At 58.0% G+C, this 25,408-nt stretch carries 30 protein-coding genes; 16 read left to right on the top strand and 14 right to left on the bottom strand.

All coding sequences use genetic code 11. The features are described from left to right. Nucleotides 1-2: 2 nt before the first annotated feature. From AC2FIZ_RS07540 to AC2FIZ_RS07525, 4 genes are all read left to right on the top strand, one after another. A complete protein-coding gene (locus tag AC2FIZ_RS07540; RefSeq protein WP_281994983.1) occupies nucleotides 3-878 on the top strand; it encodes a F0F1 ATP synthase subunit gamma in 876 nt (291 codons plus the stop codon). Between the two features lie 20 nt (nucleotides 879-898). Next, on the top strand, nucleotides 899-2,323 hold the full coding sequence (atpD, locus tag AC2FIZ_RS07535) for a F0F1 ATP synthase subunit beta (RefSeq protein ID WP_496790835.1): 1,425 nt from the start codon (nucleotides 899-901) through the stop codon (nucleotides 2,321-2,323). A gap of 12 nt (nucleotides 2,324-2,335) precedes the next feature. Then, complete coding sequence (locus AC2FIZ_RS07530; RefSeq protein ID WP_142636498.1) at nucleotides 2,336-2,746, top strand: F0F1 ATP synthase subunit epsilon; 411 nt, start codon at nucleotides 2,336-2,338, stop codon at nucleotides 2,744-2,746. A gap of 114 nt (nucleotides 2,747-2,860) precedes the next feature. Next, complete coding sequence (locus AC2FIZ_RS07525) at nucleotides 2,861-3,211, top strand: H-type lectin domain-containing protein (protein ID WP_142636499.1); 351 nt, start codon at nucleotides 2,861-2,863, stop codon at nucleotides 3,209-3,211. A 14-nt stretch (nucleotides 3,212-3,225) separates the two neighbouring features. Here the strand turns inward: AC2FIZ_RS07525 and rpiB are convergent, their stop codons facing one another. Next, complete coding sequence (rpiB, locus tag AC2FIZ_RS07520; protein ID WP_142636502.1) at nucleotides 3,226-3,678, bottom strand: ribose 5-phosphate isomerase B; 453 nt, start codon at nucleotides 3,676-3,678, stop codon at nucleotides 3,226-3,228. 60 nt (nucleotides 3,679-3,738) lie between these two features. Beyond that, complete coding sequence (locus tag AC2FIZ_RS07515; RefSeq protein ID WP_142636504.1) at nucleotides 3,739-4,758, bottom strand: ribose-phosphate pyrophosphokinase; 1,020 nt, start codon at nucleotides 4,756-4,758, stop codon at nucleotides 3,739-3,741. Nucleotides 4,759-4,866: 108 nt separating this feature from the next. On the opposite strand from AC2FIZ_RS07515, the gene AC2FIZ_RS07510 reads away from it, so the two are divergent. Continuing rightward, entirely contained in the window at nucleotides 4,867-5,469 is a 603-nt protein-coding gene (locus tag AC2FIZ_RS07510; protein ID WP_281994981.1) for a 2-hydroxychromene-2-carboxylate isomerase, read from the top strand. Between the two features lie 9 nt (nucleotides 5,470-5,478). Further along, nucleotides 5,479-6,291: an alpha/beta fold hydrolase gene (locus AC2FIZ_RS07505; protein ID WP_281994980.1), complete on the top strand. Its 813-nt coding sequence runs from the start codon at nucleotides 5,479-5,481 to the stop codon at nucleotides 6,289-6,291. A gap of 16 nt (nucleotides 6,292-6,307) precedes the next feature. On the opposite strand, the gene AC2FIZ_RS07500 is transcribed toward AC2FIZ_RS07505, so the two are convergent. The 7 genes from AC2FIZ_RS07500 to AC2FIZ_RS07470 all read right to left on the bottom strand — a co-directional run bounded on the left by AC2FIZ_RS07500 (nucleotide 6,308) and on the right by AC2FIZ_RS07470 (nucleotide 12,350). Beyond that, nucleotides 6,308-7,342 carry a threonine aldolase family protein gene (locus AC2FIZ_RS07500; RefSeq protein WP_281994979.1) on the bottom strand — a complete coding sequence of 345 codons (1,035 nt, stop codon included), beginning with the start codon at nucleotides 7,340-7,342 and terminating at the stop codon, nucleotides 6,308-6,310. Continuing rightward, nucleotides 7,342-7,815, bottom strand: a complete 474-nt coding sequence (locus AC2FIZ_RS07495) for a YcgN family cysteine cluster protein (RefSeq protein ID WP_142636512.1) — start codon at nucleotides 7,813-7,815, stop codon at nucleotides 7,342-7,344. The genes AC2FIZ_RS07500 and AC2FIZ_RS07495 overlap by 1 nt, the downstream gene beginning before the upstream one ends. After that, nucleotides 7,812-8,744 (bottom strand): bifunctional riboflavin kinase/FAD synthetase, encoded by a 933-nt coding sequence (locus AC2FIZ_RS07490; RefSeq protein ID WP_142636514.1) that lies wholly within the window; start codon nucleotides 8,742-8,744, stop codon nucleotides 7,812-7,814. Before AC2FIZ_RS07490 ends, AC2FIZ_RS07495 begins: the two co-directional genes overlap by 4 nt. A gap of 58 nt (nucleotides 8,745-8,802) precedes the next feature. Beyond that, entirely contained in the window at nucleotides 8,803-9,246 is a 444-nt protein-coding gene (locus tag AC2FIZ_RS07485) for a MaoC family dehydratase (RefSeq protein ID WP_074736482.1), read from the bottom strand. Nucleotides 9,247-9,346: 100 nt separating this feature from the next. After that, nucleotides 9,347-10,222, bottom strand: a complete 876-nt coding sequence (locus tag AC2FIZ_RS07480; RefSeq protein WP_142636518.1) for an HAD family hydrolase — start codon at nucleotides 10,220-10,222, stop codon at nucleotides 9,347-9,349. Between the two features lie 126 nt (nucleotides 10,223-10,348). Further along, entirely contained in the window at nucleotides 10,349-11,269 is a 921-nt protein-coding gene (locus tag AC2FIZ_RS07475) for a manganese-dependent inorganic pyrophosphatase (RefSeq protein ID WP_281972652.1), read from the bottom strand. A 100-nt stretch (nucleotides 11,270-11,369) separates the two neighbouring features. Beyond that, the gene (locus AC2FIZ_RS07470) at nucleotides 11,370-12,350 is read right to left on the bottom strand and encodes a TraB/GumN family protein (protein WP_496790833.1); all 981 of its coding nucleotides are present in this window, start codon (nucleotides 12,348-12,350) and stop codon (nucleotides 11,370-11,372) included. A gap of 136 nt (nucleotides 12,351-12,486) precedes the next feature. On the opposite strand from AC2FIZ_RS07470, the gene AC2FIZ_RS07465 reads away from it, so the two are divergent. From AC2FIZ_RS07465 to AC2FIZ_RS07440, 6 genes are all read left to right on the top strand, one after another. Continuing rightward, nucleotides 12,487-13,161: a DUF2161 domain-containing phosphodiesterase gene (locus AC2FIZ_RS07465; RefSeq protein WP_281995011.1), complete on the top strand. Its 675-nt coding sequence runs from the start codon at nucleotides 12,487-12,489 to the stop codon at nucleotides 13,159-13,161. 151 nt (nucleotides 13,162-13,312) lie between these two features. Then, on the top strand, nucleotides 13,313-13,600 hold the full coding sequence (locus AC2FIZ_RS07460) for a co-chaperone GroES (protein ID WP_120632017.1): 288 nt from the start codon (nucleotides 13,313-13,315) through the stop codon (nucleotides 13,598-13,600). 55 nt (nucleotides 13,601-13,655) lie between these two features. Beyond that, entirely contained in the window at nucleotides 13,656-15,296 is a 1,641-nt protein-coding gene (groL, locus tag AC2FIZ_RS07455; protein WP_142636527.1) for a chaperonin GroEL, read from the top strand. A 239-nt stretch (nucleotides 15,297-15,535) separates the two neighbouring features. Next, entirely contained in the window at nucleotides 15,536-16,378 is an 843-nt protein-coding gene (locus AC2FIZ_RS07450) for a DMT family transporter (protein WP_281972653.1), read from the top strand. A 38-nt stretch (nucleotides 16,379-16,416) separates the two neighbouring features. Next, the gene (locus AC2FIZ_RS07445) at nucleotides 16,417-17,190 is read left to right on the top strand and encodes an alpha/beta fold hydrolase (protein WP_496790831.1); all 774 of its coding nucleotides are present in this window, start codon (nucleotides 16,417-16,419) and stop codon (nucleotides 17,188-17,190) included. Further along, nucleotides 17,187-18,338, top strand: a complete 1,152-nt coding sequence (locus AC2FIZ_RS07440; RefSeq protein ID WP_496790830.1) for an alpha-D-ribose 1-methylphosphonate 5-triphosphate diphosphatase — start codon at nucleotides 17,187-17,189, stop codon at nucleotides 18,336-18,338. Before AC2FIZ_RS07445 ends, AC2FIZ_RS07440 begins: the two co-directional genes overlap by 4 nt. Nucleotide 18,339: 1 nt before the next feature. On the opposite strand, the gene AC2FIZ_RS07435 is transcribed toward AC2FIZ_RS07440, so the two are convergent. From AC2FIZ_RS07435 to AC2FIZ_RS07420, 4 genes are all read right to left on the bottom strand, one after another. Beyond that, nucleotides 18,340-19,407: a 5-(carboxyamino)imidazole ribonucleotide synthase gene (locus AC2FIZ_RS07435; protein ID WP_271949191.1), complete on the bottom strand. Its 1,068-nt coding sequence runs from the start codon at nucleotides 19,405-19,407 to the stop codon at nucleotides 18,340-18,342. Nucleotides 19,408-19,409: 2 nt separating this feature from the next. Next, on the bottom strand, nucleotides 19,410-20,165 hold the full coding sequence (locus AC2FIZ_RS07430; RefSeq protein WP_496677633.1) for an NAD(P)-binding domain-containing protein: 756 nt from the start codon (nucleotides 20,163-20,165) through the stop codon (nucleotides 19,410-19,412). After that, nucleotides 20,162-20,647: a 5-(carboxyamino)imidazole ribonucleotide mutase gene (purE, locus tag AC2FIZ_RS07425; protein WP_271949196.1), complete on the bottom strand. Its 486-nt coding sequence runs from the start codon at nucleotides 20,645-20,647 to the stop codon at nucleotides 20,162-20,164. Before purE ends, AC2FIZ_RS07430 begins: the two co-directional genes overlap by 4 nt. 76 nt (nucleotides 20,648-20,723) lie before the next feature. Continuing rightward, nucleotides 20,724-20,948 (bottom strand): YdcH family protein, encoded by a 225-nt coding sequence (locus tag AC2FIZ_RS07420; RefSeq protein ID WP_037308505.1) that lies wholly within the window; start codon nucleotides 20,946-20,948, stop codon nucleotides 20,724-20,726. Between the two features lie 163 nt (nucleotides 20,949-21,111). Between AC2FIZ_RS07420 and AC2FIZ_RS07415 the strand changes: the two genes are divergently transcribed. The 4 genes from AC2FIZ_RS07415 (at nucleotide 21,112) to AC2FIZ_RS07400 (ending at nucleotide 23,592) form a co-directional block, all read left to right on the top strand. Next, on the top strand, nucleotides 21,112-21,525 hold the full coding sequence (locus tag AC2FIZ_RS07415) for an Hsp20 family protein (protein ID WP_142636541.1): 414 nt from the start codon (nucleotides 21,112-21,114) through the stop codon (nucleotides 21,523-21,525). Nucleotides 21,526-21,530: 5 nt separating this feature from the next. After that, nucleotides 21,531-21,755: a DUF1150 family protein gene (locus tag AC2FIZ_RS07410; protein WP_142636543.1), complete on the top strand. Its 225-nt coding sequence runs from the start codon at nucleotides 21,531-21,533 to the stop codon at nucleotides 21,753-21,755. Nucleotides 21,756-21,847: 92 nt separating this feature from the next. Continuing rightward, nucleotides 21,848-22,732, top strand: a complete 885-nt coding sequence (locus tag AC2FIZ_RS07405; RefSeq protein ID WP_496790829.1) for a PhzF family phenazine biosynthesis protein — start codon at nucleotides 21,848-21,850, stop codon at nucleotides 22,730-22,732. Further along, nucleotides 22,732-23,592 (top strand): hypothetical protein, encoded by an 861-nt coding sequence (locus AC2FIZ_RS07400; protein ID WP_496790827.1) that lies wholly within the window; start codon nucleotides 22,732-22,734, stop codon nucleotides 23,590-23,592. The genes AC2FIZ_RS07405 and AC2FIZ_RS07400 overlap by 1 nt, the downstream gene beginning before the upstream one ends. Nucleotides 23,593-23,649: 57 nt before the next feature. Here the strand turns inward: AC2FIZ_RS07400 and AC2FIZ_RS07395 are convergent, their stop codons facing one another. After that, a complete protein-coding gene (locus AC2FIZ_RS07395; RefSeq protein ID WP_282021518.1) occupies nucleotides 23,650-25,368 on the bottom strand; it encodes a bifunctional sulfate adenylyltransferase/adenylylsulfate kinase in 1,719 nt (572 codons plus the stop codon). Nucleotides 25,369-25,408 lie beyond the last annotated feature (40 nt).

Here is a 25,408-nt window from a genome sequence, read left to right as displayed (position 1 = left end):
ACATGCCAAATCTTAAGGATCTAAAAAACAGGATCGAGTCGGTCAAATCGACCCGCAAGATCACCAAGGCCATGCAGATGGTCGCGGCCGCAAAACTGCGCCGCGCCCAGGAATCTGCCGAAGCCTCGCGCCCCTATGCCGCACGGTTCAATGCCGTGATGGCGGGGCTGGCGGCATCGGTTGGGGGCAGCGACAGCGCCCCCAAGCTGCTCCGGGGTACGGGCAGTGATGATGTCCATCTGCTGGTTGTAATGACAGCTGAACGCGGCCTGTGTGGCGGCTTCAATTCGAACATCGCCAAGCTGGCCCGCGCCAAAGCATATGAGCTGAAGGCCAAGGGCAAAACGGTCAAGATACTGACCGTCGGCAAGAAAGGTCGCGACGCAATCAAGCGCGACTATGGCGATCTGTTCGTTGGACATGTCGACCTGAGCGAGGTCAAGCGGCTGGGTTACACCAACGCGCAGGACATTGCGAAGGACGTTCTGTCCCGTTTCGACGCGGGTGAGTTTGACGTTGCCACGATCTTCTACTCGAAGTTCGTCAACGTCGTAAGCCAGATCCCGACGGCACAGCAGATCATCCCTGCCTCGTTTGAGGATGTCGAAGGGGACGACAGCGGCGCGGTCTTTGATTACGAGCCCAGCGAAGAGGCCATCCTGGCCGATCTGCTGCCCAAGGCGGTTGCGACTGCGATCTTCTCGGGACTGCTCGAAAACGGAGCCTCGGAACAGGGTGCACGGATGTCCGCGATGGACAACGCGACACGCAACGCGGGTGAGATGATCGACAAGCTGACGATCCAGTTCAACCGTTCGCGTCAGGCCGTGATCACCAACGAGCTGATTGAAATTATTTCCGGCGCCGAAGCGCTGTAGAGACAAACCGGAGACGAAACATGGCGAATGCAAAAGGCAAAGTCACACAGATCATCGGGGCCGTTGTTGACGTGCACTTCGAAGATGAACTGCCTGAAATTTTGAACGCGCTGGACACCACCAACAACGGCAAGAAGCTGGTTTTGGAAGTGGCTCAGCACTTGGGCGAAAACACAGTCCGCACCATCGCGATGGACGCGACAGAAGGTCTTGTACGTGGTGCCGAAGTCACGGACACCGGCGCACCGATTGCGGTTCCAGTCGGCAACGCGACCCTGGGCCGTATCCTGAACGTTGTGGGCGAGCCCATCGACGAAAAAGGTCCCGTGAAAACCACCGAAACGCGCTCCATCCACCAGGACGCGCCGGATTTCGCGGATCAGGCCACTGAATCCGAAGTTCTGGTGACCGGCATCAAGGTTGTTGACCTGCTGGCCCCTTACGCCAAAGGCGGTAAGATCGGCCTGTTCGGCGGCGCCGGTGTTGGCAAAACCGTTCTGATCATGGAATTGATCAACAACATCGCCAAAGTGCACTCGGGCGTGTCCGTGTTTGCGGGCGTTGGTGAGCGGACCCGTGAAGGCAACGACCTGTATCACGAGATGATTGAATCCGGCGTTATCGTTCCCGACAAGCTGGAAGACTCGAAAATCGCGCTGGTTTACGGCCAGATGAACGAGCCTCCGGGAGCCCGTATGCGGATCGCTCTGTCGGGTCTGACCCTGGCGGAACAGTTCCGTGATGCAACCGGTGCCGACGTTCTGTTCTTTGTCGACAACATCTTCCGCTTTACGCAGGCGGGTTCCGAGGTTTCGGCTCTGCTGGGTCGTATTCCTTCGGCTGTGGGTTACCAGCCGACACTGGCGACCGACATGGGCGCGATGCAGGAACGCATCACCTCGACCAAGTCCGGCTCGATCACCTCGGTTCAGGCCGTCTATGTTCCTGCGGATGACTTGACCGACCCTGCGCCGGCCACCTCGTTCGCACACTTGGATGCGACCACCGTTCTGAACCGTGCGATCTCGGAAAAGGGTATCTACCCTGCCGTTGACCCGCTCGACTCGACCTCGCGTCTGCTCGACCCGGCCATCGTCGGTGAAGAGCATTATACCGTTGCGACCGACGTTCAGCAGATCCTCCAGCGCTATAAGTCGCTGCAGGACATCATCGCGATCCTCGGCATGGACGAACTGTCGGAAGAAGACAAACTGACCGTGGCCCGTGCCCGTAAGATTGAACGCTTCCTGTCGCAGCCGTTTGACGTGGCCGAAGTCTTCACTGGCTCGCCTGGTGTTCAGGTTCCTCTGGATGTCACCATCGCGTCGTTCAAGGCCGTTGTGGCCGGCGAATACGATCACCTGCCCGAGGCAGCCTTCCTGATGGTTGGCGGCATCGATGAAGTGATCGCCAAAGCGGAAAAGATGGCCGCAGAAGCCGCCTAAGGAGCACACCTGATGGCAAACACGATGCACTTTGACCTCGTCAGCCCCGAGCGGAGCCTTGCTTCGCTCGCGGTGACTGCGGTCCAGCTTCCCGGCGCGGACGGGGACATGACGGCGATGCCCGATCATGCCCCCACCATCACCACGTTGCGCCCCGGTCTGCTAAAGGTCGAGGCACCCGAAGGGTCCAGCGAATACCTGGTCACCGGCGGGTTTGCCCAGATCAATGGCGACAGCATGTCGGTTCTGGCCGAAAAGGCCATTCCGGTCTCTGAAGTGACCCGCGCGCATCTGGACGATCTGATCGCCGAGGCACGTGCGTCGCATGACGCGGCCAAAGGCGGCGACGATCAATCAGTCGTCGACGATGCGGCCAAGCTGCTGGCCGATATGGAAGCTCTTGGGACACATATGAGCCTGTAAGTTTCAGGACATGTAGATTTAGAAACGGCCCTGCCTGTGCGGGGCCGTTTTTTTGTGGTGATTTTGGATGAAGGGCGGTCTAAGGTTCCGTAATTCTTTATAAAAGACGACAAAATGCAGACTTTTAGTACCCATCCGATTGGAATCGACCAAGGCGAAGTTGTGCTGTTCTCCGACTTCGCAGATGGCGGTGACATGTGGACAGGCGAGGGGCCGCGCGAACGACGCTCGGACATAGAATTCAGCCAGCCATTCCGTTCCGCGCCTGTTGTACAGATCAGCGTGTCACTGTGGGATGTTGATACATCTTCGGCATTGCGCGCCGAGGTCAAGGCCGAGGACATCACGCCCGAGGGATTTGCTGCGGTGTTCCGTACCTGGTCGGATACCCGCATCGCGCGCATCCGAATATCTTGGACAGCGTTCGGCGAGGTGCCACATGAGGATGACTGGGATATTCTGTGAAGCCAGCCTTGGGTTTAAGACTCGTCCGATGCCTCTATCATGGCGACCCGGTGTGCATGCCGTCCGCCTTCGAATTCGGCTGACAGGAACGCATCCACTATATCCAGCGCCTGACCCTCACCCACGACCCGGGCGCCGACAGACAGCATGTTGGCGTCGTTATGCTGGCGGATCATGCGTGCGGAAAAGGCATCCGAGCAGACACCGCAGCGAATGCCGGGGACCTTGTTGGCCGCCATCATGATACCTTGACCCGTTCCACACAGAACGATGCCAAGCTGACAATCCCCGGAAGCCACTGCTTGGGCGGCGGCCTTGCCATGAACAGGGTAATGGGTGCTCTCAGGTGTCTTGGGGCCGATATCGACGACGTCCCATCCCTGGGCCGCAATATGAGAGGCAACCGCCTGGCGTAATTCGATAGCTGCGTGGTCGCTGGATAGAACAATGCGTTTTGAGGCTGTCACGGTAAACTCCGACCTGTATTGCAGAAAGAAAAGAGGCGGCCCCCGGGCCGCCGCGTTCGATCAATCCCTATGATACATCGACTCGTAGATCGGCGTCAGGGTCTTATCCTCGAACAGTGACGATACACTGGTGCCGTTCCAGATATTCAGGATAGCCTGCGTAAAGATCGGGGCTGTGGGCACGATGCGGATGTTCTTGGCCTTGGTTATTTCTTCTGTCGGCTGGATCGTGTCGGTCAGCACCAGAGATTTCATCACCGAATTGGTCACGCGTTCGACCGCAGGGCCGCTCATGACGCCGTGTGTGATGTAGGAATGAACTTCTTTCGCACCATTATCCAGCAGTACTTGCGCCGCTTTGCAAAGAGTACCGGCCGTGTCGCACATGTCGTCCACGATCAAACAGATCTTGTCTCTGACATCGCCAATTACGGTCATCTCAGCGACTTCGCCGGCTTTTTCGCGGCGTTTGTCCACGATCGACAGCGGGGCGTTGATCCGCTTGGCCAACTCGCGCGCCCGGGCCACGCCGCCCACATCGGGCGAAACGACCATAATCTCGTCGAGGCTGTCCTTGAACTGATGTTTCACATCCAGCGCAAAGATCGGCGAGGCATAAAGGTTGTCGACAGGCATGTCGAAGAACCCCTGAATCTGCGCTGCGTGCAGATCCATGGTCAGGATGCGCTCGATCCCGGCGCCAGTCAGCATGTTGGCCACCAGCTTGGCGCTGATCGGTGTGCGGGCCTTGGTGCGGCGGTCCTGGCGGGCATAGCCGAAATAGGGGATCACGGCGGTAATCCGTTGGGCCGACGAACGGCGCAGCGCATCAGCAATGATGAGCAGCTCCATCAGATTGTCATTGGCCGGGTTCGAGGTGGGCTGGACGATGAACATATCTTCGCCGCGCACGTTCTCGAACACTTCGACAAAGATTTCACCGTCGTTAAACCGTTCGACCCGGGCATCGACCAGACCCTGATCGACGCCGCGATACAGGCTCATTCGGCGTGCAATGGATTCGGCAAGCGGAAGATTAGCGTTCCCAGCGATTAACTTGGGTTCGTGAAGTGTCGGCATCGGCTGAGGTCCCCGGGCAGCAATGGCAAATGTGACAGATTCGTGATGTTGACACCGCTTAGCATGGCCTTACCGTCCAGCAAAGATAACGCTGCGGAGAAAGTGAACATGGCCCAAATTGACTACTATTTTGCGACACTCTCGCCATACACCTACCTGGCGGGACTGCGCCTGGAGGAGATTGCGGCCAAACATGGTGCGACAATCAACTACAAGCCGCTTGATATCGTCGCCCTGTTCGGACGTACGGGAGGTGTTCCGCCCAAGGACCGCCATATCTCGCGCATCGAATACCGGACGCAAGAAATGCAGCGACAGTCAAAAAAGCTGGGTATGGCGTTCAACCTGCAACCGGCCCATTGGCCCACCAATGCGGCGCCGTCCTCATACGCGATCATCGCCGCCATTCAGGACGAGTCAGGGGATGTGGGGCAGCTGGTGCATTCCTTTGTGCGCGCCTGCTGGGCCGAGGAAAAGGACATCGCGCAAGACGACGTGATCCGCGCTTGCCTGGCTGACGCTGGGTTTTCCCCGGATCTGGCCGATAGCGGCTTGCTGCTCGGGGCTGAGACCTATACCGCCAATCTGGAAGAAGCCGTGGAACGCGGAGTTTTTGGAGCTCCGTTCTATATAACGGAAGACGATCAGCGGTTCTGGGGCCAAGACAGGTTGGACGATCTGGACAGGCATCTGGCCGGGCTGAAGGAATAGGACACGATAATGGCCGTTGCGCAGAACCTGCATGTCACGCAGTTGGGGCAGGGTGATCGCCCTGTGCTGGCCTTGCATTGCACCATTGCTCATTCCGGGGTCTGGGCAGGCCTAGCCGCGGCGATGAAAGGGCAGGCAAGTTTTATTGCACCGGATATGCTGTCCCATGGGCGCAGCCCGGACTGGGATCGCCAGGGGGATCTGTATGACCGGCTGACCGAAGCCACACTTGAACATCTGACCGAGCCGATGGACGTGGTTGGGCATTCTTTTGGCGCGGCGATTGCATTGCGGCTGGCGGTCGAGCACCCAACATTGGTTCGCAGTGTCGTACTGATCGAACCGGTGTATTTTGCCGTGGCACAGCAGGATGCCCCGGACCTTGTGGCGGAATACGCGCATGTTGCCCAACCCTGTATGGACGCGCTTGCATCAGGCGACGAACCTCTGGCGGCAAGGCTGTTCAACCGGTTGTGGGCCGGAGATAGGGGGCCGCGTTGGTCAGACATGCCCGAAACTGCACGGGCGGGGATGGTGCGTGGAATTCATCTGGTATCCGAGGTCGAAAACGAACTGATAATGGATTCCAAAGGCTTGCTACGGCCCGAGCGGATCGCACACGCCAATATGCCGGTATTGCTGCTGCATGGCGCGCTCACCCACCCAGTGATGGTCGCGATAAACTCTGGATTGAAATCCCGTCTTCCAATGGCCGAAAGCGCCGTGATCGAAGGGGCAGGGCATATGGCTCCGATCTCTCACCCGACAGAGACCGGCGCTCTGATCGAGGCTTTTTGGAACAGACTGCCTGCCACTGCCTGAAGCTTCGGGCGCGTCGTTACAAGAGCGCGATGAACCGATCAATTTGCGCAGGCTCGATGGACCAGTCACAAACCAGCCGACAGGCTAGAATTTCGCTGTCATCTGCCCCGTCCAGCTCTGCCCCCCACAGGTGGTAAACAGCACCTGCGGCATGCAGTTGCTTGTGTTGGGCGCGTGAAAACTGGGCAAAAATCATATTCGCCTGCGGCGCGTGCAGGAAAGAGGCACCTTTGGCCCGCAATCCCTCGGTCAGACGGGCGCAGTTGTTATTGGCCTGACGGGCCAGTGTCAGCCACAGATCATCCTGCAGATACGCCGCCATTTGAGCGGACAGATAGCGGTGCTTGGAGAACAGGTGCGCCCCGCGCTTGCGGCGCAATTCGAATTCCCAGGCTTTGCTTTCATCAAAGAAGACAACGGCTTCGACGCCCATTAGCCCGTTTTTGGTCCCGCCAAAACTGACCGCATCCACGCCTGCTTTCCACGTCATCTCGGCGGGTGAGCAGTTCAACGCAACAAGGGCGTTGGAAAAACGCGCACCGTCTAAATGGACTGGCAGCCCATACTCTTTGGCCACGGCGCAGAGCGCCTGCAATTCTGACAGGGTGTAAACAGACCCTCGTTCGGTCACCTGCGTAATGGATACAGGTCCGCGCTGCGGTCCATGCACGCCGCGTGTTTCTTCGGCCAGAATCGAGCCGCGCAGCGCGTCCGGCGCCATCTTGTCCGCGCCCGGAACCAGCGTCAGCTTGGCGCCGCTGTAAAACTCGGGCGCGTTGCACTCATCCTCGTGGATATGTGCCACGGGTGAGCAGAACACCGTCTCCCACGGCTGCGCCAGCGTCGCCAGCGCCAGCGAATTCGCGGCCGTCCCGGTGGCCACCAGATACACGGCGGCGCCAGGTGCCTCGAACACCCCGCGAATGCGATCCCGGACCTCATTCATCAAGGTGTCGGTTCCATAGGCCATCTGATAGCCCTGATTGGCAGCATTCAGCGCTTCCATGACCGCCGGGTGAACCGGCCCCGAATTGTCAGAGGCAAAGTACATTAGCTGGGCTCCTCGATGATATGATCTTCCCACTCTTCCAGCGGAGTTTCGAATTCGGACACGGTCCGCCCCTGCACCGAGACTCCGGCGGCATGAACGCTGTCCGGTGTGCCCGAAATCAACGGGTGCCAATCGTGTAGGGGTTTGCCCTCCCACAACAGGCGATAGGCACAGGTCTGTGGCAGCCAATAGGCGTGATCGTTGATATTGCCCGGCGTCATCACGATACATTCCGGCACAAATTGGTGGCGGATATCGTATTGGGTGCAGCGGCAACTTTCGTCATCCAACAGACGGCAGGCGACGCAGGTCAGCGCAACCTCACCGGTGTCTTCATCTTCCAGTTTGTTCAGACAACATTTGCCGCAGCCATCGCACAAAGCTTCCCATTCAGCTTGGTTCATGCGGGTTAACGGTTTTCGTTCCCAGAACCTGGGGGCCAGGCCGGTGCGGTCGATCGGATCCGTTGTCATCGGTCCGCCAGCAGGCCGCGGGCCTTGTCGCAGTCGGCATCCATCTGCGCGATCAGGCCGTCCAGACTGTCAAAGGTCATCTCGGGGCGCAGGTATTCTACCAGACCCACCGACAGGGTCGCGCCATAAAGGTCACCCGAGAAGTCGAACAGGAAGGTTTCGATATTGGGGACCTCACCATTGAACATCGGTCGCGTCCCAACCGAGGCTGCGCCCTGATAGCTGCCCAGATGAGGTCCATCCAGAACATCGACCAGAACGGCATAGACGCCGAATCTTGGCGGATGCAGCCCCTCAATGGACATGTTTGCGGTGGGAAATCCCAGTTCACGGCCCCGTTGTTCGCCTCCGATCACCTCGCCTTCGATCCGGTGCCAGTGACCCAACATAGTAGCGGCATCCTGCGGGCGGCCCTCGGTCAGTGCAGTACGGATCGCAGTGGATGAAACGACATTTTCGGACCGCTCCATCAACGGAGCGATGGTGACACCGAACCCCATCTCTTGCCCAAAGAGCACCAAGTCATCAGCGGTGCCGCTGCGGCCTTTGCCGAAACAGAAATCGGCACCTACGACGACATGCGACAGGCCGAGCCCGTCGCAGATCACGTTGCGGGCGAATTCCCTTGGCGTCAGGCCAGCCAATGCGGCGTTGAACGGCAGCTCATACAGCTTTTCGACCCCCAGTTTTGCTAACCGGTGCGCGCGGGCATTGCCGCGCATCAGGCGAAAGGGCGGGGTGTCCGGGGCGAAATATTCTCTGGGATGCGGCTCGAATGTCAGTACGCCCAAAGGAGCACTCGGCGCGGCGCTGCGGGCCAGTTCGATCACAGATTGGTGGCCGATATGAACGCCGTCGAAATTCCCGATCGCCACGCTGGCGCCGCGATCTTGGGGTTCGATGAATTGGAGGTCACGAATGATGCGCATAGCGACTGCCTAGCGGGACAGGCGCGCTTGTTCAAGGGTCTGAGACCCCCGGAAACGCTCAGTCGAATTTGCGCGACGGGGCCAGCACCATGGCTTCGCCGACCAGCACCTTCTTGCCATCCACTGCGCAGTGACAATCGAGCTTGACCCGACGCTTGGCAAAATCAATGTCGATCACCTTGACCTCGGCATAGACCATGTCACCCGGGCGAACAGGAGCGAGAAACTTCAGCGACTGCCCCATGTAAACTGTGCCGTGGCCTGGCAACTGCTCGCCGATCACGGCCGAGATCAGACCCGCGGTCAGCATCCCATGCGCGATGCGCCCCTCGAAGATCGTGTCGCGGGCGTAATCGTCGTCCAGATGTACGGGGTTTCTGTCGGTCGACACCTGAGCGAACATTTCGATATCCTCGTCCGTCACCACTTTGCGAAGGTGACGGGACATGCCCATCTCGATGTCTTCAATACAGATCGTGCCGCGTGGAAGATTATCCAACATGTTGCCCTCACTCGAATTCATCGGGCAACAAAAAAATCAAAGTCACCCCTGTTGGGAAACTTTATTACTTTGCAACTGCAGAAAATCAAGCCTTTTTTGACTACCTAAGGCGGCCGATCGTATAGGTCGGATTTATCTTTTCCTTTTGAATATAATCAGTTAGGGATTCATGATGCGGATGTGCTTCGGTTTTTGTCTCGGCCGCGGCTAGCCCGCCCGAGATGAAAAGAGAATCAATGCCTTCCCCCATTCCACCCAGAATGTCGGTGTGCGGACCGTCTCCGATGACAAGAATGTCCCCATCGGGAATGTCGTGGCCAAGTTCCTGCAACCTGCGGCGGGCAAGATCATAGATCGGCGGATGAGGCTTTCCGAAATATAGGCTTTCGCCACCCATTTCCGTATAAAGCCTGGCTAATGCACCTGCGCACCACTCCCGAACCTCGCCGCGGTCCACCACAATATCGGGATTGGCACAAAGCAGCTTCAGCCCCTTTTGTTTGGCGTACAGGAAATCAGCACGGTTCACGGACGGATCGGCCATGGGATCGAAGGGGCCGCAACAAGCAATGCCCTCTGCCTCGGCCAGCGGCACGCGCTCGATATGAATCGGGTGGTCCAACAACTTCAGCGGTTCAAAGAATCCCGCGTCCCGCTGCCATTCGCCCATGAAATAGACCTTTTCGCCCACTGCGCCCCGGAACATGGCCGACCGGGCCGAATCTCCGCTGGTTGCAATCGTGTCATAGGCGTCGTCTGGGACATTGAATTGCGCCAGCTGGGTGGCGACGCCAGCACGCGGTTTGGGTGAGTTTGTCACCAGGACAACAATGCCACCCTGCGCGCGATAGGCCTGCAGGGCCGCAACCGCTTCGGGGTAAGCGGTGATGCCATTGTGAACACAGCCCCAAAGATCGACGAACAGGGCCTTATACCGGCTGGAAACCTCGGGCAATGCGTGGATGATCTGCGTCATGATGGGCCCCCATTGATCTGGAAAGAGTGTCGTTTGAGCCTAAGACAGTGCGTGTGGTGTTTGGCCAGTAAGGGCAATGCCTAGCAAAAAAGGCGCCCGATCAAGGCGCCTTTGGTGATTTTGGGATCAGACCTTGAGGTTCGGAATGATCTGTTTCTTACGGCTCATGATCCCGGGCAGAACGACCGCGTCGCCATCAACCGAAGCGCCAAAGCTTTTCTCGGCCACGGCTTTGACCAGATCGTTGGGAACTAGTAGGGTGGCTTCTTCGTTCAGAATATCGACCACGAACAGCAATACCTGATCGACACCGTCCTCTTTGGCTACGTCGGCCATCGACGCCGCAAGGCTGTCTTTGCGGTCCAGCACGACACCCGGTGCTGTGGTTTCCAGAACCGAAACGCGGAATTTGGTGCCGTCGACTTCGTATTCCTTGCTGTCCATCCGGATCAGCTCGGCGTCCGAGAATGAGGACACATCTGATTTGGCCGCGAACATTTCTGCAGCATAGGCCGAGACGTCCAGACCCAGATCCGCGGCCAGTTTTTCGGCCACAGCGCGGTCATGCGCGGTTGTGGTGGGCGAGCGGAATTCCAACGTGTCCGACAGGATGCAGGTCAGCGCCGCGCCTTTGATGGCATCGGGCATTTTGGCGGCATCGTCGCCGATCATGTCGACCATGATAGTGGCGGTGCAGGCCAGCGGCCGCACGGTGATGTCGATCGGGCCTTTGGTTTCCAGACCGCCGACCAGTTTATGGTGGTCGATAATGGCGCGGATATCGGCGCCGTTGATACTGGCGGGCAGCTCGGCGGGGTTGTTCGTGTCGACAATAACAACCGGCGCGTCAGCCTCTACGTCTGTGATGATGCGCGGCTTGGGCAGGTCCCAGTGCTGCAGCATAAAGGCTGCTTCAGTGTTGGGTTCACCCAGCAGGACAGGCTCGGCCTGTTCGCCTTTGATTTCGTTCATGTACCACGACCACAGGATCGGCGAACCGGTGGAATCAGTGTCGGGGGATTTATGTCCAAATACGAGGGTTGTCATTTCAGCGTCCTGAGGAGAGTAGATTTGGGCGCCTTATAGGGTGGTCTGGCACACTTGTCACCCGCCCCTGCGTAAACTGCGACGAAGGGTAAGGCCGGGCCTAGAAAGCGGCACGTTTCAGCGTGTATCCAGCCTGTTCCAACTGGTTCAACAGACCATGGTCATCGCCCAAATGTCCGGCGCCCACAGCAATGACCACCGTTTGGTCCTGAATGGCCAATATGTGCTGCATCCAGTTGTTGTTGCGCCCGACTAGAAGTTGCTGTTCGAAACTAGACCACTCTTCGTCGAAGACCTCTTGTGACAGACCGGATGTTTCAAGCCCTTGTAGTCTGGCAAATTGGATGATCTCTGCGTGCTTTTCTTCCAGATAGGCATTGACCATAGTCGCCAGCTGATCCTCGCTGCTTTCAAAGGCACTGGCCATGCGGATCAGTGATTGCACCTGCTTTTCGATCGGGTGCTGGTCAAACATCGCCATCAGATCGTCAATCTGCTCTAAAGAGTACTGGGGGATGTCATGGGCTTCGGCCATGTCGGTCAGGCGCGCGTCCATTCCATAGCTGGCTTCCGGATTCTCGGTCATGCATGGGGGGACACCCAGCATCATGCTCAGAAACCAGGGGCGCATTTTTGCAGCCATCCAACTGGGGATGCCACGCTCTGCCAGGCCGCTGGACAGGGCGGCCCAGTCCTCTTCCGGCATCAGCTCAATCAGGGTGGGACCTGAGGTTATCAGAACAGGGCTGAGGTCTTTGGCCAATTCCTGTTCAAATGCAGTCATTTCGCCCTGGGTCACTTCGAAATAGAACGCATCCGCCTGGCTGAGTGTCGGTTCCAGCCTTTCTGTGACGGCGTCCATACGCGGGTCGTTTGTGTGCAGCGTTCCTATCAGATGCAGAACTGTATCGCCTTTTGTCGCGATCCAGTGATTGCCTTCCGGGTACGGGAAGTCGGCCAAAGCCTGCTGCAAATCAGCTTGCGCCTCTGGACTTAGGTCAGACCTCAGGTCGCGCCCCTCGCAGGCCGCTTGGGCCGAGAAAGGTACCAGCAGACAAGCCAAAAAGATCAAAAAACGCATCGTACCATCCTGGTTGGATCAATCCCTATATGGGGTGCGACCTTGCCGGGGCCAAGGCCGGTGTTCAACCTGCCAGGATGGACACTGACCTGATCTGTGTCTGGCATTCCACAGTAATTCGAATAGCATGAGCCACATGGACCGCGAGCAGGATCTCTACCCCCCAATCAAGGCGCTGTTAGAGCGTCAGGGCTATACCGTCAAAGGCGAGGTCGGTGCGGTCGATGTCATGGCTGTTCGTGAGGGTGAAGAGCCTGTGATTGTAGAGTTGAAGTTGCGTTTCTCATTGGCGCTGTTTCACCAGGTAATCACCCGACTGAAGGTTACTGAAAATGTCTATATCTGTGTTCTCAAGCCCCGCGGACGCACGGCCAGGCGGGCGTTGAAGGACAACACGGCGCTATGTCGAAGGTTGGGCCTTGGCCTGATAACTGTTCGGGCGGATGGCGTTGTCGAGGTGCATTGTGACCCTGGGCCCTACGCCCCGCGAAAGGACAAGGCCAAAACAGCGCGGCTGCTGCGCGAGTTTGACAGGCTTGAAGGTGATCCGAACGCAGGCGGCGCCACACGCCACGGCCTCGTCACCGCCTATCGTCAGGATGCTTTGCGCTGTGCGGCGCATCTTGCAGAATGTGGTGCCACAAAAGGGGCAGATGTTGCTAAGGCAACCGGTGTTTCGATTGCGACCCGGCTGATGCGCGAAAACCATTATGGCTGGTTCGACAAAATTGCAAAAGGTGTCTACGCCTTGTCGGAATCCGGACAAGAGGGTCTGAAGCACTGGGCCTATAGCTGGGATCAGCCTGACTGAGTCCCAAGGATAAAAAATTCTTCACGCTTGTTGACTCAGGGATTTCGACCCCCTAGCTATACGCCGTTATCACTCGCAAGGGTCGAGTGCTAACGCCTCACCGCAAGGTGAGGGGAGGATAAATAAACTTTGAGCCCAAGGAGCTGCAAAGATGGCATTGAAACCGCTTCATGACCGCGTGTTGGTTCGCCGTACCGAAAGCGATGAGAAAACCGCTGGTGGTCTGATCATTCCAGACAGCGCAAAAGAAAAGCCCAGCGAAGGCGAAGTTGTTGCGACCGGCGAAGGCGCACGCAAGGACAGCGGCGAGCTGATCGCAATGGCTGTAAAAGCTGGCGACAAGATCCTGTTCGGCAAATGGTCGGGCACTGAGGTTCAGGTCAACGGCGAAGAGCTGCTGATGATGAAAGAAAGCGACATCATGGGGATCATCGAGTAAGCCCACGCGCTTCCTCTGATCTTCATCCCAATACATTTTCTCAAGGAGAAACGACATGGCTGCTAAGGACGTCAAGTTCGACACCGATGCCCGTAACCGCATGCTGGCAGGTGTGAACATCCTGGCCGACGCTGTCAAAGTGACCCTGGGCCCCAAAGGCCGCAACGTGGTTCTGGACAAATCTTTCGGCGCACCGCGCATCACCAAAGACGGTGTTTCGGTTGCCAAGGAAATCGAACTGGAAGACAAGTTCGAAAACATGGGCGCGCAGATGGTGAAAGAAGTCGCCAGCCGCACCAATGACGAGGCCGGCGACGGCACCACCACCGCAACCGTTCTGGCTCAGTCCATCGTCAAAGAAGGTCTGAAGCAGGTTGCAGCGGGCCTGAACCCGATGGACCTGAAGCGCGGCATCGACCTGGCAACTGCCAAGGTTGTTGAAGGCATCAAGAACGCCTCGCGTGAAGTCAAGGACTCGGCTGAAGTTGCTCAGGTTGGCACCATTTCTTCCAACGGTGAAACCGAGATCGGCCAGCAAATCGCAGACGCGATGCAGAAGGTCGGCAACGAAGGTGTTATCACCGTCGAAGAAAACAAAGGCCTGGAAACCCAGACCGATGTTGTCGAAGGCATGCAGTTCGACCGCGGCTACCTGTCGCCTTACTTTGTCACCAACGCTGACAAGATGGTTGCAGACCTCGAAGACTGCATGATCCTGTTGCACGAAAAGAAACTGTCCTCGCTTCAGCCGATGGTTCCGCTGCTCGAGCAAGTGATCCAGTCGCAAAAGCCGCTGCTGATCATTGCAGAAGACGTTGAAGGCGAAGCGCTGGCAACTCTGGTTGTAAACAAACTGCGCGGCGGCCTGAAAATTGCTGCTGTCAAAGCACCGGGCTTCGGCGATCGCCGTAAGGCCATGCTCCAGGACATCGCAATCCTGACCGGCGGTCAGGTCATCAGCGAAGATCTGGGCATGAAGCTTGAGTCTGTGACCATGGACATGCTGGGCACTGCCAAGAAAATCGAAATCACCAAAGACGAAACCACCATCGTCGACGGTGCTGGCGAAAAAGCCGAGATCGAAGCGCGTGTTGCTCAGATCCGCACCCAGATCGAAGAAACCTCGTCGGACTACGACCGTGAAAAGCTGCAAGAGCGCGTTGCCAAACTGGCAGGCGGTGTTGCTGTTATCCGCGTCGGCGGCATGACCGAAGTTGAAGTGAAAGAGCGTAAGGACCGTGTGGACGATGCTCTGAACGCGACCCGCGCTGCTGTTCAAGAAGGCGTTGTCGTGGGCGGTGGTGTTGCTCTGGTTCAGGCCGGTAAAGCACTGGACACTCTGCAAGGCGCAAACGCTGATCAGGACGCAGGCATCAACATCGTTCGTAAGGCAATCGAAGCGCCTCTGCGCCAGATCGCTGAAAACGCAGGTGTCGACGGTGCGGTTGTTGCGGGCAAAGTTCGCGAAAGCGACGATGTGGCATTTGGCTTCAATGCGCAGACTGAAGAATATGGTGACATGTTCGCATTCGGCGTGATTGACCCGGCCAAAGTTGTCCGTACCGCATTGGAAGATGCAGCGTCGGTTGCCGGCTTGCTGATCACTACCGAAGCAATGGTTGCTGACAAGCCGCAGAAAGATGGACCTGCTGGCGGCGGCATGCCCGACATGGGCGGCATGGGCGGCATGATGTAAAACGTCGAATTCGCTTAGGCGAATTCTGGCGGCCCCACAGGCGCTTGGCAGTATAGCCAAACTGCCCAGAGGGGAGCTTCAGAGCTAAGGAACGGGGTCGCCTTCGGGCGGCCCCGTTTCGTTTTGGCACGCCGCTTATGACTGAAACTGTGGCTCAAACTGTTCCGAGGTCGACGGTCTAACCGGTCCCTTCAGGAAAGTGAGTACCCAAACCGGTGTGAAACCGGTATCGGGTTGATATGCGACTGTTCCTTCTGACCGCCCTCACCATGTGCGCCTTTGCAGCGAACTCCATTCTGAACCGGATGGCCGTTGAAGGCGGCGATAGCGACCCGGCGGGGTTTGCGGTTATGCGCGTTCTGGCAGGGGCGCTGATGCTGGCGGTGCTGGTTTTGATACGTGGCGGCAGCCTGCCGTTGCGCAGCCCTCGCCGGTTCATTGGCGCTGGCGCCTTGTCGCTTTACATGATCGGGTTCTCGATCGCCTATCTTACACTGGATGCCGGGCTGGGCGCCTTGATCCTGTTTGGGGTAGTGCAAATCACGATGTTCGTGGCCACTGCCGTGACTGGAAATTCACCGACACGACAGCAACTTCTGGGGGCGGCGATTGCATTGGGTGGCCTCGCCTATGTGCTTTGGCCGTCGGGCACGGTTCGCGTGGACCCGGTCGGAGCCGCTCTGATGTGCGCTGCCGGGATTGGCTGGGCAGCATATTCTCTGGCGGGACGGTCCGAGCCAAATGCGCTTGCCGGTACGGCGGCGAATTTCGTCATTGCCCTTCCGGTGACGGCCGGAGCTTTGCTGCTGCTCGGCGGAGGTTGGCAGATGACGGGCACCGGTTTGCTACTGTCGGCAATATCCGGGGCGGTCACTTCGGGGCTGGGATATGCGTTGTGGTACCGTGTTTTGCCCCAACTGGCACCGACCGTTGCAGCTGTGGTGCAGTTGAGCGTGCCCGTGATTGCTATTCTGGGCGGTGTCCTCTTGCTGAGCGAAACAGCAGAGGCCCGGCTTTTGATTGGCGCAGCGCTGGTGTTGGGCGGCATCGCGCTGGCGGTGCTGCGACGTCAGCGGGGGTAGGGCTTTCATCAGCGGCGCTAAGGCATTATCTGGCGCTTATGAAAATTCTGATCGCCCTGCTTATCTTTCTGCTCCCCGCCGCGGCCAGCGCGAAATGCGTGGTCTTGTTGCATGGTCTTGCGCGGACCGAGGCCTCTTTCACCGTGATGGAGCAGCTGTTCAAGTCACATGACTATTCGGTTGTGCGCCCGGGCTATCCCTCGACCGAGATCGGTATTCCCGAACTGGCCGAACAAACCATTCCTGATGCCTTTGCGTCTTGTGGCGATGACACTGTCAATGTGGTGGCACATTCGATGGGCGGCATTTTGTTGCGCTATTGGCTCAAGGATCATAGCCCGGAAAACCTGGGTCGTGTCGTCATGCTGGGGCCGCCCAATCAGGGCAGCCAACTGGTCGATGAACTTAGCGCGTGGGAGGTGTTCGGCTATCTCAACGGACCTGCGGGGCTTCAACTGGGCACAGGTGCCGAAGGGATTCCGGGTCGTCTACCGCCGGTGGATTTTGAACTGGGTGTTATCGCAGGCGAGAACTCATTAAACCCGGTGTTTTCTTCACTGATTGATGGGCCTGATGACGGTAAGGTTTCGGTTGAAAGCACCAAGGTCGAAGGAATGACTGATCACCTGGTTCTGCCGGTGACCCACACGTTCATGATGAACAATCCGCGGGTCATGGCTCAGGCCCTGTACTTCATTGAATTCGGCCAGTTCGACCCGCAGATCACCTGGCTTGACGGGGTGATGGAAGCTATTGACGAGATCTGCATCGGACAGGATTGCTCGGAACCTGACTCGGAGTCCACGCAATGACCGCATTAAGCCTGACCCTGACCGGTGCAGAGGTTCTTCTGCCCGGCGAGGGGCTGACGGGTGCCGATCTGTCTATTGCCGATGGCGTGGTTCAGACAGGCCCTGCCGGGCGGCAGATCAACCTGTCAGGATATCTGGTTCTGCCCGGTATTATCGACCTGCATGGTGATGGGTTTGAACGGCACATCGCGCCCCGTCGCGGTGCCATGAAGCAGATGAACGAAGGGATCCACTCGGTCGAGGCTGAACTGGCGGCCAATGGCATCACCACAGCCGTTCTGGCCCAGTTTTACAGTTGGGAAGGTGGGGTGCGCGGGCCTGAGTTCGCAGGGCAGGTGTTTGATGCCATTGCGGCAGTCAAGGACCACACCGTCACCGATCTGATGCCCCAGCTTCGGTTCGAAACGCATATGCTGGACAATTACGCCGGACTGGCAGAAAAGATTGCGGCTTGGCAGGTGCCCTATGTCGTGTTCAACGACCACCTGCCGCATGACCGTCTGGCTGAGGGGCGTAAGCCCCCGCGTCTGACCGGACAGGCGCTCAAGGCCGGTCGCAATCCCGAGGTGCATTTCGAAATGCTGCTGTCGATGCATGCTCGCCGGGATGAGGTGTATACCGCACTGGATGTACTCTGTACTGCTTTGACAAAGCAGGGCGTCCGGATGGGCAGCCACGATGACGCCACAGCCCAAACTCGCGCCGATTGGCGCGCGCGGGGCGCGCGGATTTCAGAGTTCCCCGAAACGCTGGAAGCCGCCGAGGCCGCCCGCACCGCCGGGGATCACATCATCCTGGGATCGCCCAATGTGGTGCGCGGCGGGTCGCATAAAGGGAATGTTAGCGCGCTGGACCTGATTGCGATGGGGCTGTGCGATGCACTGGCCTCGGATTATCACTATCCCAGCCCGCGCCGGGCAGCCTTGATGCTGGCCAAATCCGGCCTTCTGGACATGGCGGGCGCATGGGCGCTGGTGTCGTCAGGGCCAGCCCGCGTACTTGGGTTGCAAGATCGCGGCACGCTCACCCCCGGGCAGCGTGCCGATCTGGTCATTCTGGAGGCAGATACAAACCGTGTCGCGGCAACGCTGGCTGCCGGGCGCGTCAGCTATATGGCCGGGGATATCGCCGCGCGGTTTGTCGGCTGATTTACCGCGTGATGCGGTTAAAATGACCCATCTTGCGGCCTGCCTTCACCTCGGCCTTGCCATAAAGATGCAGCGCAACATCACGTTCGGTCGCGAGTTCAGGTACGCGGTCCATATCGTCGCCGATCAGGTTCTCCATCACCACGTCTGAATGACGCTGCCCGTCGCCCAGAGGCCAGCCTGCCACGGCACGGATATGTTGCTCGAATTGATCCACCGCGCAGCCATTCTGTGTCCAATGGCCCGAGTTATGCACGCGCGGTGCGATCTCGTTCACGATCAGACCCTGCGGGGTCACGAACAACTCGACCCCCATGACGCCGACATAGTCCAAGGCGTTCAGGATATTTGCCGCCAACAGGATCGCATCTGTGCGCTTTGCTGCGGGCAGGCGGGCAGGGACGGAGGTGGTATGCAAAATGCCATCGCGATGCACGTTCTCACCGGGGTCGAAACAGGCGACCTGACCATCCAATCCGCGCGCGGCAATGATCGAAACCTCATGGCTGAAATCGACAAAGCCTTCCAGGATCGCAGGCGCACCCGCCATGTCTGCCAGAGCAGTTTCAGCGTCATCGGGGCTGAGTAGCCGGGCCTGTCCCTTGCCGTCATAGCCAAATCGGCGGGTCTTCAGGATGGCAGGGGTGCCGATCTGGTCAATCGCAGCCTTCAGGCTGTCCAGATCCGTGATATCGGCGAAGGGTGCGGTATTCAGGCCCTGACCTTGCAAGAAAGCCTTTTCGTTCAGTCGATCCTGACTGACCCGCAGCGCCTCGCGCCCCGGGCGGATGGGGCGGTGGACTTCCAGAATGTCCAGTGCTTCGGTGGGGATGTTCTCGAACTCATAGGTGATGACATCGACTGCTTCGGCAAAGGCCTTGAGGGCCTCGGCATCATCATAAGAGGCGGTGGTCACACGATCCGCCACATGACCCGCAGGCGGGGTCGCACCGGGTTCATAAATATGCGACACAAAACCCAGCCGGGCTGCAGCAACGGACAGCATACGGCCCAGTTGACCGCCGCCCAAAATCCCGATTGTCGCGCCGGGGGCGAGCATTTCCACCATTCTCAACTCTCCAAACGTTTGCCAATAGCGCCAAGTGCTGCGTGCAATACCTTGTGCGCGCCCTGATCTTGCAGGGTCTGTGTCATTTGCAGGCTCAGCGTGCCGTCAGTGGCCAGCGCATCGCGTTCGGCCTCTAGGCGGCCTGCGGCCTTCTTATCCATCGCGTGCAGAAAGCCCGATACCAACTGGGTGGTGTAGAATTCGGCCCCGGCTGCGTCTCCGGTTGTGTCTCCCAGCCAAGTTGCTCCGGTCGCCATCAGGTCCAGAAGGCCGGGAACCATGGCGCAAATGGCGAAATGGGCGTTCAGTGCCGCCTCATCTGCGACCTTGATCACCGGGTTTTCCGGTGCGAACAAATCGGCCAGCAGTTGATCGTTGCCGAAAGCGACCAGCGGGCAGCCACCGGCTTCCAAAAATCCCAGCGGAATGGTTTGCACGATTGCCGGCGCCGGAGAGCAGAGCTCGGTTAGTTCATCTTTCGAAACTGCTGCCATGACCGAGACGATCTGATGGTCGGATCGAAACGTTAAGGCGGCCAGAACGTCCGCAGCGATATGTGGGCGCAGGCACAGGAACACGATCTCGGATGCATCAATCACGGCCTGTGGCGTCGTGACAGACACACCCAGTTCAGCCTTTAGCGCGGTTGAAACCTGGTCATTGCGTTCTGTCACGGAGATCTCGTGCCCTTTACGGGCCAAAAAACGCACCATCGGGGCCGCAATATGGCCCGTGCCGATGAATCCGATCCGGCTCATCCCTCGGGTTCTTCGGGGATTGAGGCCGATAGCGCGTCGCGCCAGGCATCCAGCCGGTCGGCCAGAGCGTTATCCTGCAGCGCCAGAATGCCAGCGGCCATCAATCCCGCATTGGCACCGCCTGCCGACCCGATCGCCATAGTCGCAACCGGGAACCCTTTGGGCATCTGAACAATGGAATAGAGCGAATCGACGCCAGACAGTGCCCGCGTCTGCACCGGAACGCCGATCACAGGAACGCGTGTTTTCGAGGCCATCATACCCGGTAAATGCGCGGCCCCACCGGCCCCTGCAATGATCACCTGCAATCCGCGCGAGACAGCAGTCTTGCCATAGTCCCACAAGCGATCTGGGGTGCGGTGCGCTGAAACGATGCGTTTTTCATAGGCCACGCCCAACTCATCCAGAATATCTGCGGCTTCTTTCATCGTGGACCAGTCTGACTGGCTTCCCATGATGATCCCCACTTTAACGTCGCTCATCCGCTTGCGTCCCTGCCTTCCAAAAGAGCGCGAACTATAGCCAAATCCGCCTTTGTGGCAATGCGGTTCAGATGTCTCAGGCGATGATATCCGGGGTCAGGCGGTCTTCGATCAGGCGAATGATGTCTTTCAGGCGCAGTTTCTGCTTTTTCAACCGTTTGATCGTCAGTTGATCCGAGGTGCCAGTGGCCTGAAGCGCCTCGATTGCTTCGTCAAGATCACGGTGTTGACGGCGGAAAACTTCCAGCTCTACCCGCAGAACCTCATCAGTTTTCATCGAAAGATCGGTGGGCGCGTTCATTGGCGACTCAGAGTTGTTGTGGTGCTTGTCACACAAGATAGTGTGTCAGGCTTGATCCGGCCAGACCTTGTGGACATCGCTGTATATTCCCATATTCTATTATACGCGGTTGCCAGAATGGGGCCGCACAACACGTCGCTTTGGCAATAAAGGACGAAAATACGTGTCTAAACTTACTCTGGGCTCATACCCGCATCTTTTGGGGTTCGAGCAGTTGGAACGCCTTCTGGAGCGGTCTGCAAAGGCCGGAAATGAGGGGTATCCGCCCTATAATATTGAACAGACCTCGAATTTTTCCTACCGCATTACCCTGGCTGTGGCTGGGTTTGCAGAAGAGGACCTGTCGATTACCATCGAAGATCGACAGTTGGTGATCCGGGGACGTCAGCGCGACGACAGCGAAGGACGTATCTTTCTACACCGTGGGATCGCGGCACGTCAGTTTCAGCGCATGTTCGTGTTGGCCGATGGGGTCGAGGTTGGCGAAGCGATCATTGAAAATGGTCTGCTGCATGTGGATCTGACCCGCGCTGTGCCCGAAACCGTGGTGCAAACGATCAACATAAGGAAGGGGTAAGAGCAATGAATACACCGTTTGAAATCAACGCCGAAGGCGATCGGATCGTCTATGTCAAAACAGTTGAAGTCGCCGATCTACCTCGGGAAGTTCGCGAACAGGCCGGAGATCTGAGCCTGCTATATGCGGTACACGATGCCGACGGCCAGCAACTGGCACTGGTTGCTGATCGCAAGCTGGCGTTTAACCTGGCGCGCGAGCATGATTTTTCACCGGTGGCCGTGCACTAAAGCGGCCTCCGTACGTTTTCCTCGTGACATCCATGGCCTGTCGGGCGAGACAGTCGAACCTATGATGGTTCGAATATCGGAGTGCACGACACATGAATTGGTTCGACTTTGACTGGGTAGACGCCTTCAGCGATCGCGCCTTTGGTGGCAATGGGTGCGCTGTTGTTCATGGTGGGGCAGCTCTGTCCGAAGACGTCTGCATGGCCTATGTGCGCGAGACGTCCTTGGTTGAATGCACCTTTACTGGCCCGTCCGATGTGGCCGATTTCCGGGTTCGTTATTTTCTGGCCAGTCGCGAAATCCCCTTTGCCGGGCATCCCACGATCGCCACCGTAGCTGCAATGCAGTCCAGAGGAATGCTGCAAGGCAATACCCTGACGCTTGAAACCGGCGCGGGGATTGTTTCGATCTGCATCAGCGGTGATGAAATCGAGATGACGCAGATTGCACCACAATTCGGCGCCTATGTTCCCGCCGAGCTGGTCGCCTCTGCCATCAGCCTGCCCAAAGAGGCGATCATCTCGCCACCGCAATTTGTTTCTACCGGGCTGCCCTTCTGTGTCACTGTTCTTCGTGATCACGACGCCCTGCGCGCGGCAAAACTGGTCGAAGGGCCTTTGCGCGAGATTGCCGAAAAGGCGGGCTTTTCCGGCTCCGATATGGCCGAACCTTTTCTTGTAACGCTCAAAGGCGCGACCAAAGCGGGCGATACATTCTCGAGATTGCTGTTGGCCCCGCCCAGCCCGCCCGAGGATCCGTTTACCGGATCTGCCACAGGTGCGATGGCGGCGTATCTCTGGAAACATGGGCTGATGCCAAAGGACGTTTTTATTGCCGAGCAAGGCCATGATATGGGGCGCCCCGGTCAGGCGACTGTAACCCGAGCTGGTCCATCGGATGCGATGACAGGCATCAAGGTCGCCGGTCGCGGGCATATCCTTATGCGGGGTCAGGTTAATTTACCAGATGCCGGATGATGACAGAACCTGCAATCGCAATACTGCCCTATGGGCATCGGTTAGGGCCGAAACTGGCCACGGTTCCTTTGTCGGAACTGACCTGGCCCGAAGGTTGCCCGGATCGTCTGATCGGAAAAACAGTGGGCGATCTTGCGCACACGGACCATCTGATTATGTACCCCAATTCCACCGTACATCTGCGTCTTCGTCGGGGAACACGTGCGCGGATATCTTTGATGATGGGAGAGCCTTCGGCCATCCATGCCAAACATGATCGCATGTTGCGCTATACGTGGCGGCGGTTCTTCCGGGTGCTGACCTTTCATGATGTATTGTTGCAAGGTATCCCAAACGCCGTGTTTCTGCCTTATGGCGTGACGATGGTGCCTGATTGGCGGGAACTTATGGTTGAGAAATCTAATTCCTGTTCTCTGATCGCCTCGGCCAAACGTGATCTCGAAGGACATCAGCTGCGCCATTCCGTGATCGACTGGGTTCGTGAATCCGGGGCAGATGTCGATATTATGGGGCGTGGCTATACCCCGTTTGACCGAAAGTCTGACGGGCTGGCCCCATATCGCTATTCGGTGGTGATCGAGAATGTGCGGGAGCGGAATTACTTTTCGGAAAAGCTGACAGACGCGATCTTGTGCTCGACAGTGCCGATCTATTGGGGCTGTCCCAATATTGGTGATTTCTTCGACACATCTGGGATGATCCTGTGCGATTCCAAGGCCGACATTCGGAGCGCGATTCAAGCCGCTTCGGTCGATGACTATGCCGCGCGTCTAGATGCCCTGCGGGCCAGCCAGTCCAAAGCGGCCGAGTTTGGTGATTTCGAAGGACGCGCCGTCGCCGCCATTCGGGCAGAACTATAATCCAATAGAAAAAGGCCCCCGGAAACCGAGGGCCTTTTGCTTGATTCTTTGCGCAGGTTACGATCCGGCGATCAAACCCATGCTTTCCAGCTTGAGCAGAACCTGGTGGGCACAGTTGTCTACGTCCACATTCTCGGTCTCGACGCTCAGCTCAGGATTGGCAGGTACGTCGTAGGGATCGGAAATTCCGGTGAATTCCTTGATCTTGCCTTCACGCGCCAGCTTGTACAGGCCCTTGCGATCGCGGCGTTCGCATTCTTCGATGCTGGTGGCCACGTGAACCTCGCAGAAAGCGCCGAACGCTTCGACATCTTCGCGGACGGCGCGGCGGGTCGTGGCGTAGGGTGCGATCGGGGCGCAGATGGCGATCCCGCCGTTCTTGGTGATCTCGCTGGCCACATAGCCGATGCGGCGGATGTTCAGGTCGCGATGCTCTTTCGAAAAGCCCAGTTCCGATGACAGGTTCTTACGAACAATGTCTCCATCCAGCAGGGTCACCGGACGACCGCCCATCTCCATCAGCTTTACCATAAGAGCGTTGGCGATGGTCGATTTGCCCGAGCCGGAGAAACCGGTGAAGAATACGGTAAAACCCTGCTGACTGCGCGGCGGTTTGGTCTTGCGCAGCTCGGTCACAACCTCAGGGAAGCTGAACCATTCGGGGATTTCCAGGCCTTCGGCCAGACGGCGGCGCAGTTCTGTGCCCGAGATGTTCAGGATTGTGACGTTGTCTTTGTCGGCGATCTCGTCATTCGGTTCGTATTGAGCGCGTTCCTGCACAAAGACCATGTGCTTGAAATCGACCATTTCGACGCCGATTTCATCCTGGAACTGGCGGAACAAATCCTGTGCGTCGTAGGGGCCATAGAAATCTTCGCCGGCTGAGTTCTTGCCGGGGCCTGCGTGGTCACGGCCGACAATGAAATGCGTGCAGCCGTGGTTGGCGCGGATCAACCCGTGCCACACCGCCTCGCGCGGGCCTGCCATACGCATCGCCAAGTTCAGCAGTGACATCGAAGTTGTCGAGGCCGGGTACTTGTCCAGAACAGCCTCATAGCAACGCACGCGGGTAAAGTGGTCCACGTCGCCCGGCTTGGTCATACCAACAACCGGATGGATCAGTAGGTTGGCCTGCGCCTCTTTGGCGGCACGGAAGGTCAGTTCCTGATGCGCGCGGTGCAGCGGGTTGCGGGTTTGGAACGCAACAATACGGCGCCAGCCCAGTTTGCGGAAATAGGCGCGCAGCTCGTTCGGCGTATCGCGGCGGGCACGGAAGTCATAGTGAACGGGCTGTTGGATACCAACAACAGGGCCGCCCAAGTAAACCTTGCCGGCAGTGTTGTGCAGGTAGTTGACCGCCGGGTGGGCATCGTCATCTGCACCAAAGACCTTTTCCGCCTCGCGTGCCTTGTTCGGCGTCCAGCGGTCGGTCACAGTCATGGTGCCCAAAATGACACCTTCCTGGTCGCGTAGTGCAATGTCCTGACCCAGTTCGATGCCCTCAGCGAAGTCTTCGCTGACATCCAACGTGATTGGCATCGGCCAAAGGGTGCCGTCGGCCAGGCGCATGTTTTCGACGACATTGTCGTAATCGGCCTCGCTTAGGAACCCTTTCAGCGGGTTGAACCCGCCATTCATCAGCAGTTCCAGATCACAGATCTGACGAGGGCTCAGGTCCCAGCTTGTCAGGTCGGCAGCTTCTACTTTCAGTTTCTGTGCGGACTCGTACGAAACATAAAGTTCAGAGATCGGCGCCAGATTGCTTAACATCGTCATGGGAATTCTCTTGTCGAAGGATGGATTGGCCAGTGATTCA

The organism is Ruegeria sp. CDSB022 (assembly GCF_059611145.1).
Note: the sequence above shows the minus strand (reverse complement) of the source record. Positions and strands in the feature narration are given on the sequence as shown.

Coding starts and splice junctions, on each gene's coding strand:
- AC2FIZ_RS07540 (WP_281994983.1), top strand. CDS start 3: ATGCCAAATCTTAAGGATCTAAAAAACAGGATCGAGTCGGTCAAATCG.
- atpD (WP_496790835.1), top strand. CDS start 899: ATGGCGAATGCAAAAGGCAAAGTCACACAGATCATCGGGGCCGTTGTT.
- AC2FIZ_RS07530 (WP_142636498.1), top strand. CDS start 2,336: ATGGCAAACACGATGCACTTTGACCTCGTCAGCCCCGAGCGGAGCCTT.
- AC2FIZ_RS07525 (WP_142636499.1), top strand. CDS start 2,861: ATGCAGACTTTTAGTACCCATCCGATTGGAATCGACCAAGGCGAAGTT.
- AC2FIZ_RS07515 (WP_142636504.1), bottom strand. CDS start 4,758: ATGCCGACACTTCACGAACCCAAGTTAATCGCTGGGAACGCTAATCTT.
- AC2FIZ_RS07510 (WP_281994981.1), top strand. CDS start 4,867: ATGGCCCAAATTGACTACTATTTTGCGACACTCTCGCCATACACCTAC.
- AC2FIZ_RS07505 (WP_281994980.1), top strand. CDS start 5,479: ATGGCCGTTGCGCAGAACCTGCATGTCACGCAGTTGGGGCAGGGTGAT.
- AC2FIZ_RS07500 (WP_281994979.1), bottom strand. CDS start 7,342: ATGTACTTTGCCTCTGACAATTCGGGGCCGGTTCACCCGGCGGTCATG.
- AC2FIZ_RS07495 (WP_142636512.1), bottom strand. CDS start 7,815: ATGACAACGGATCCGATCGACCGCACCGGCCTGGCCCCCAGGTTCTGG.
- AC2FIZ_RS07490 (WP_142636514.1), bottom strand. CDS start 8,744: ATGCGCATCATTCGTGACCTCCAATTCATCGAACCCCAAGATCGCGGC.
- AC2FIZ_RS07485 (WP_074736482.1), bottom strand. CDS start 9,246: ATGTTGGATAATCTTCCACGCGGCACGATCTGTATTGAAGACATCGAG.
- AC2FIZ_RS07480 (WP_142636518.1), bottom strand. CDS start 10,222: ATGACGCAGATCATCCACGCATTGCCCGAGGTTTCCAGCCGGTATAAG.
- AC2FIZ_RS07475 (WP_281972652.1), bottom strand. CDS start 11,269: ATGACAACCCTCGTATTTGGACATAAATCCCCCGACACTGATTCCACC.
- AC2FIZ_RS07470 (WP_496790833.1), bottom strand. CDS start 12,350: ATGCGTTTTTTGATCTTTTTGGCTTGTCTGCTGGTACCTTTCTCGGCC.
- AC2FIZ_RS07465 (WP_281995011.1), top strand. CDS start 12,487: ATGGACCGCGAGCAGGATCTCTACCCCCCAATCAAGGCGCTGTTAGAG.
- AC2FIZ_RS07460 (WP_120632017.1), top strand. CDS start 13,313: ATGGCATTGAAACCGCTTCATGACCGCGTGTTGGTTCGCCGTACCGAA.
- groL (WP_142636527.1), top strand. CDS start 13,656: ATGGCTGCTAAGGACGTCAAGTTCGACACCGATGCCCGTAACCGCATG.
- AC2FIZ_RS07450 (WP_281972653.1), top strand. CDS start 15,536: ATGCGACTGTTCCTTCTGACCGCCCTCACCATGTGCGCCTTTGCAGCG.
- AC2FIZ_RS07445 (WP_496790831.1), top strand. CDS start 16,417: ATGAAAATTCTGATCGCCCTGCTTATCTTTCTGCTCCCCGCCGCGGCC.
- AC2FIZ_RS07440 (WP_496790830.1), top strand. CDS start 17,187: ATGACCGCATTAAGCCTGACCCTGACCGGTGCAGAGGTTCTTCTGCCC.
- AC2FIZ_RS07435 (WP_271949191.1), bottom strand. CDS start 19,407: ATGGTGGAAATGCTCGCCCCCGGCGCGACAATCGGGATTTTGGGCGGC.
- AC2FIZ_RS07430 (WP_496677633.1), bottom strand. CDS start 20,165: ATGAGCCGGATCGGATTCATCGGCACGGGCCATATTGCGGCCCCGATG.
- purE (WP_271949196.1), bottom strand. CDS start 20,647: ATGAGCGACGTTAAAGTGGGGATCATCATGGGAAGCCAGTCAGACTGG.
- AC2FIZ_RS07420 (WP_037308505.1), bottom strand. CDS start 20,948: ATGAACGCGCCCACCGATCTTTCGATGAAAACTGATGAGGTTCTGCGG.
- AC2FIZ_RS07410 (WP_142636543.1), top strand. CDS start 21,531: ATGAATACACCGTTTGAAATCAACGCCGAAGGCGATCGGATCGTCTAT.
- AC2FIZ_RS07405 (WP_496790829.1), top strand. CDS start 21,848: ATGAATTGGTTCGACTTTGACTGGGTAGACGCCTTCAGCGATCGCGCC.
- AC2FIZ_RS07400 (WP_496790827.1), top strand. CDS start 22,732: ATGACAGAACCTGCAATCGCAATACTGCCCTATGGGCATCGGTTAGGG.
- AC2FIZ_RS07395 (WP_282021518.1), bottom strand. CDS start 25,368: ATGACGATGTTAAGCAATCTGGCGCCGATCTCTGAACTTTATGTTTCG.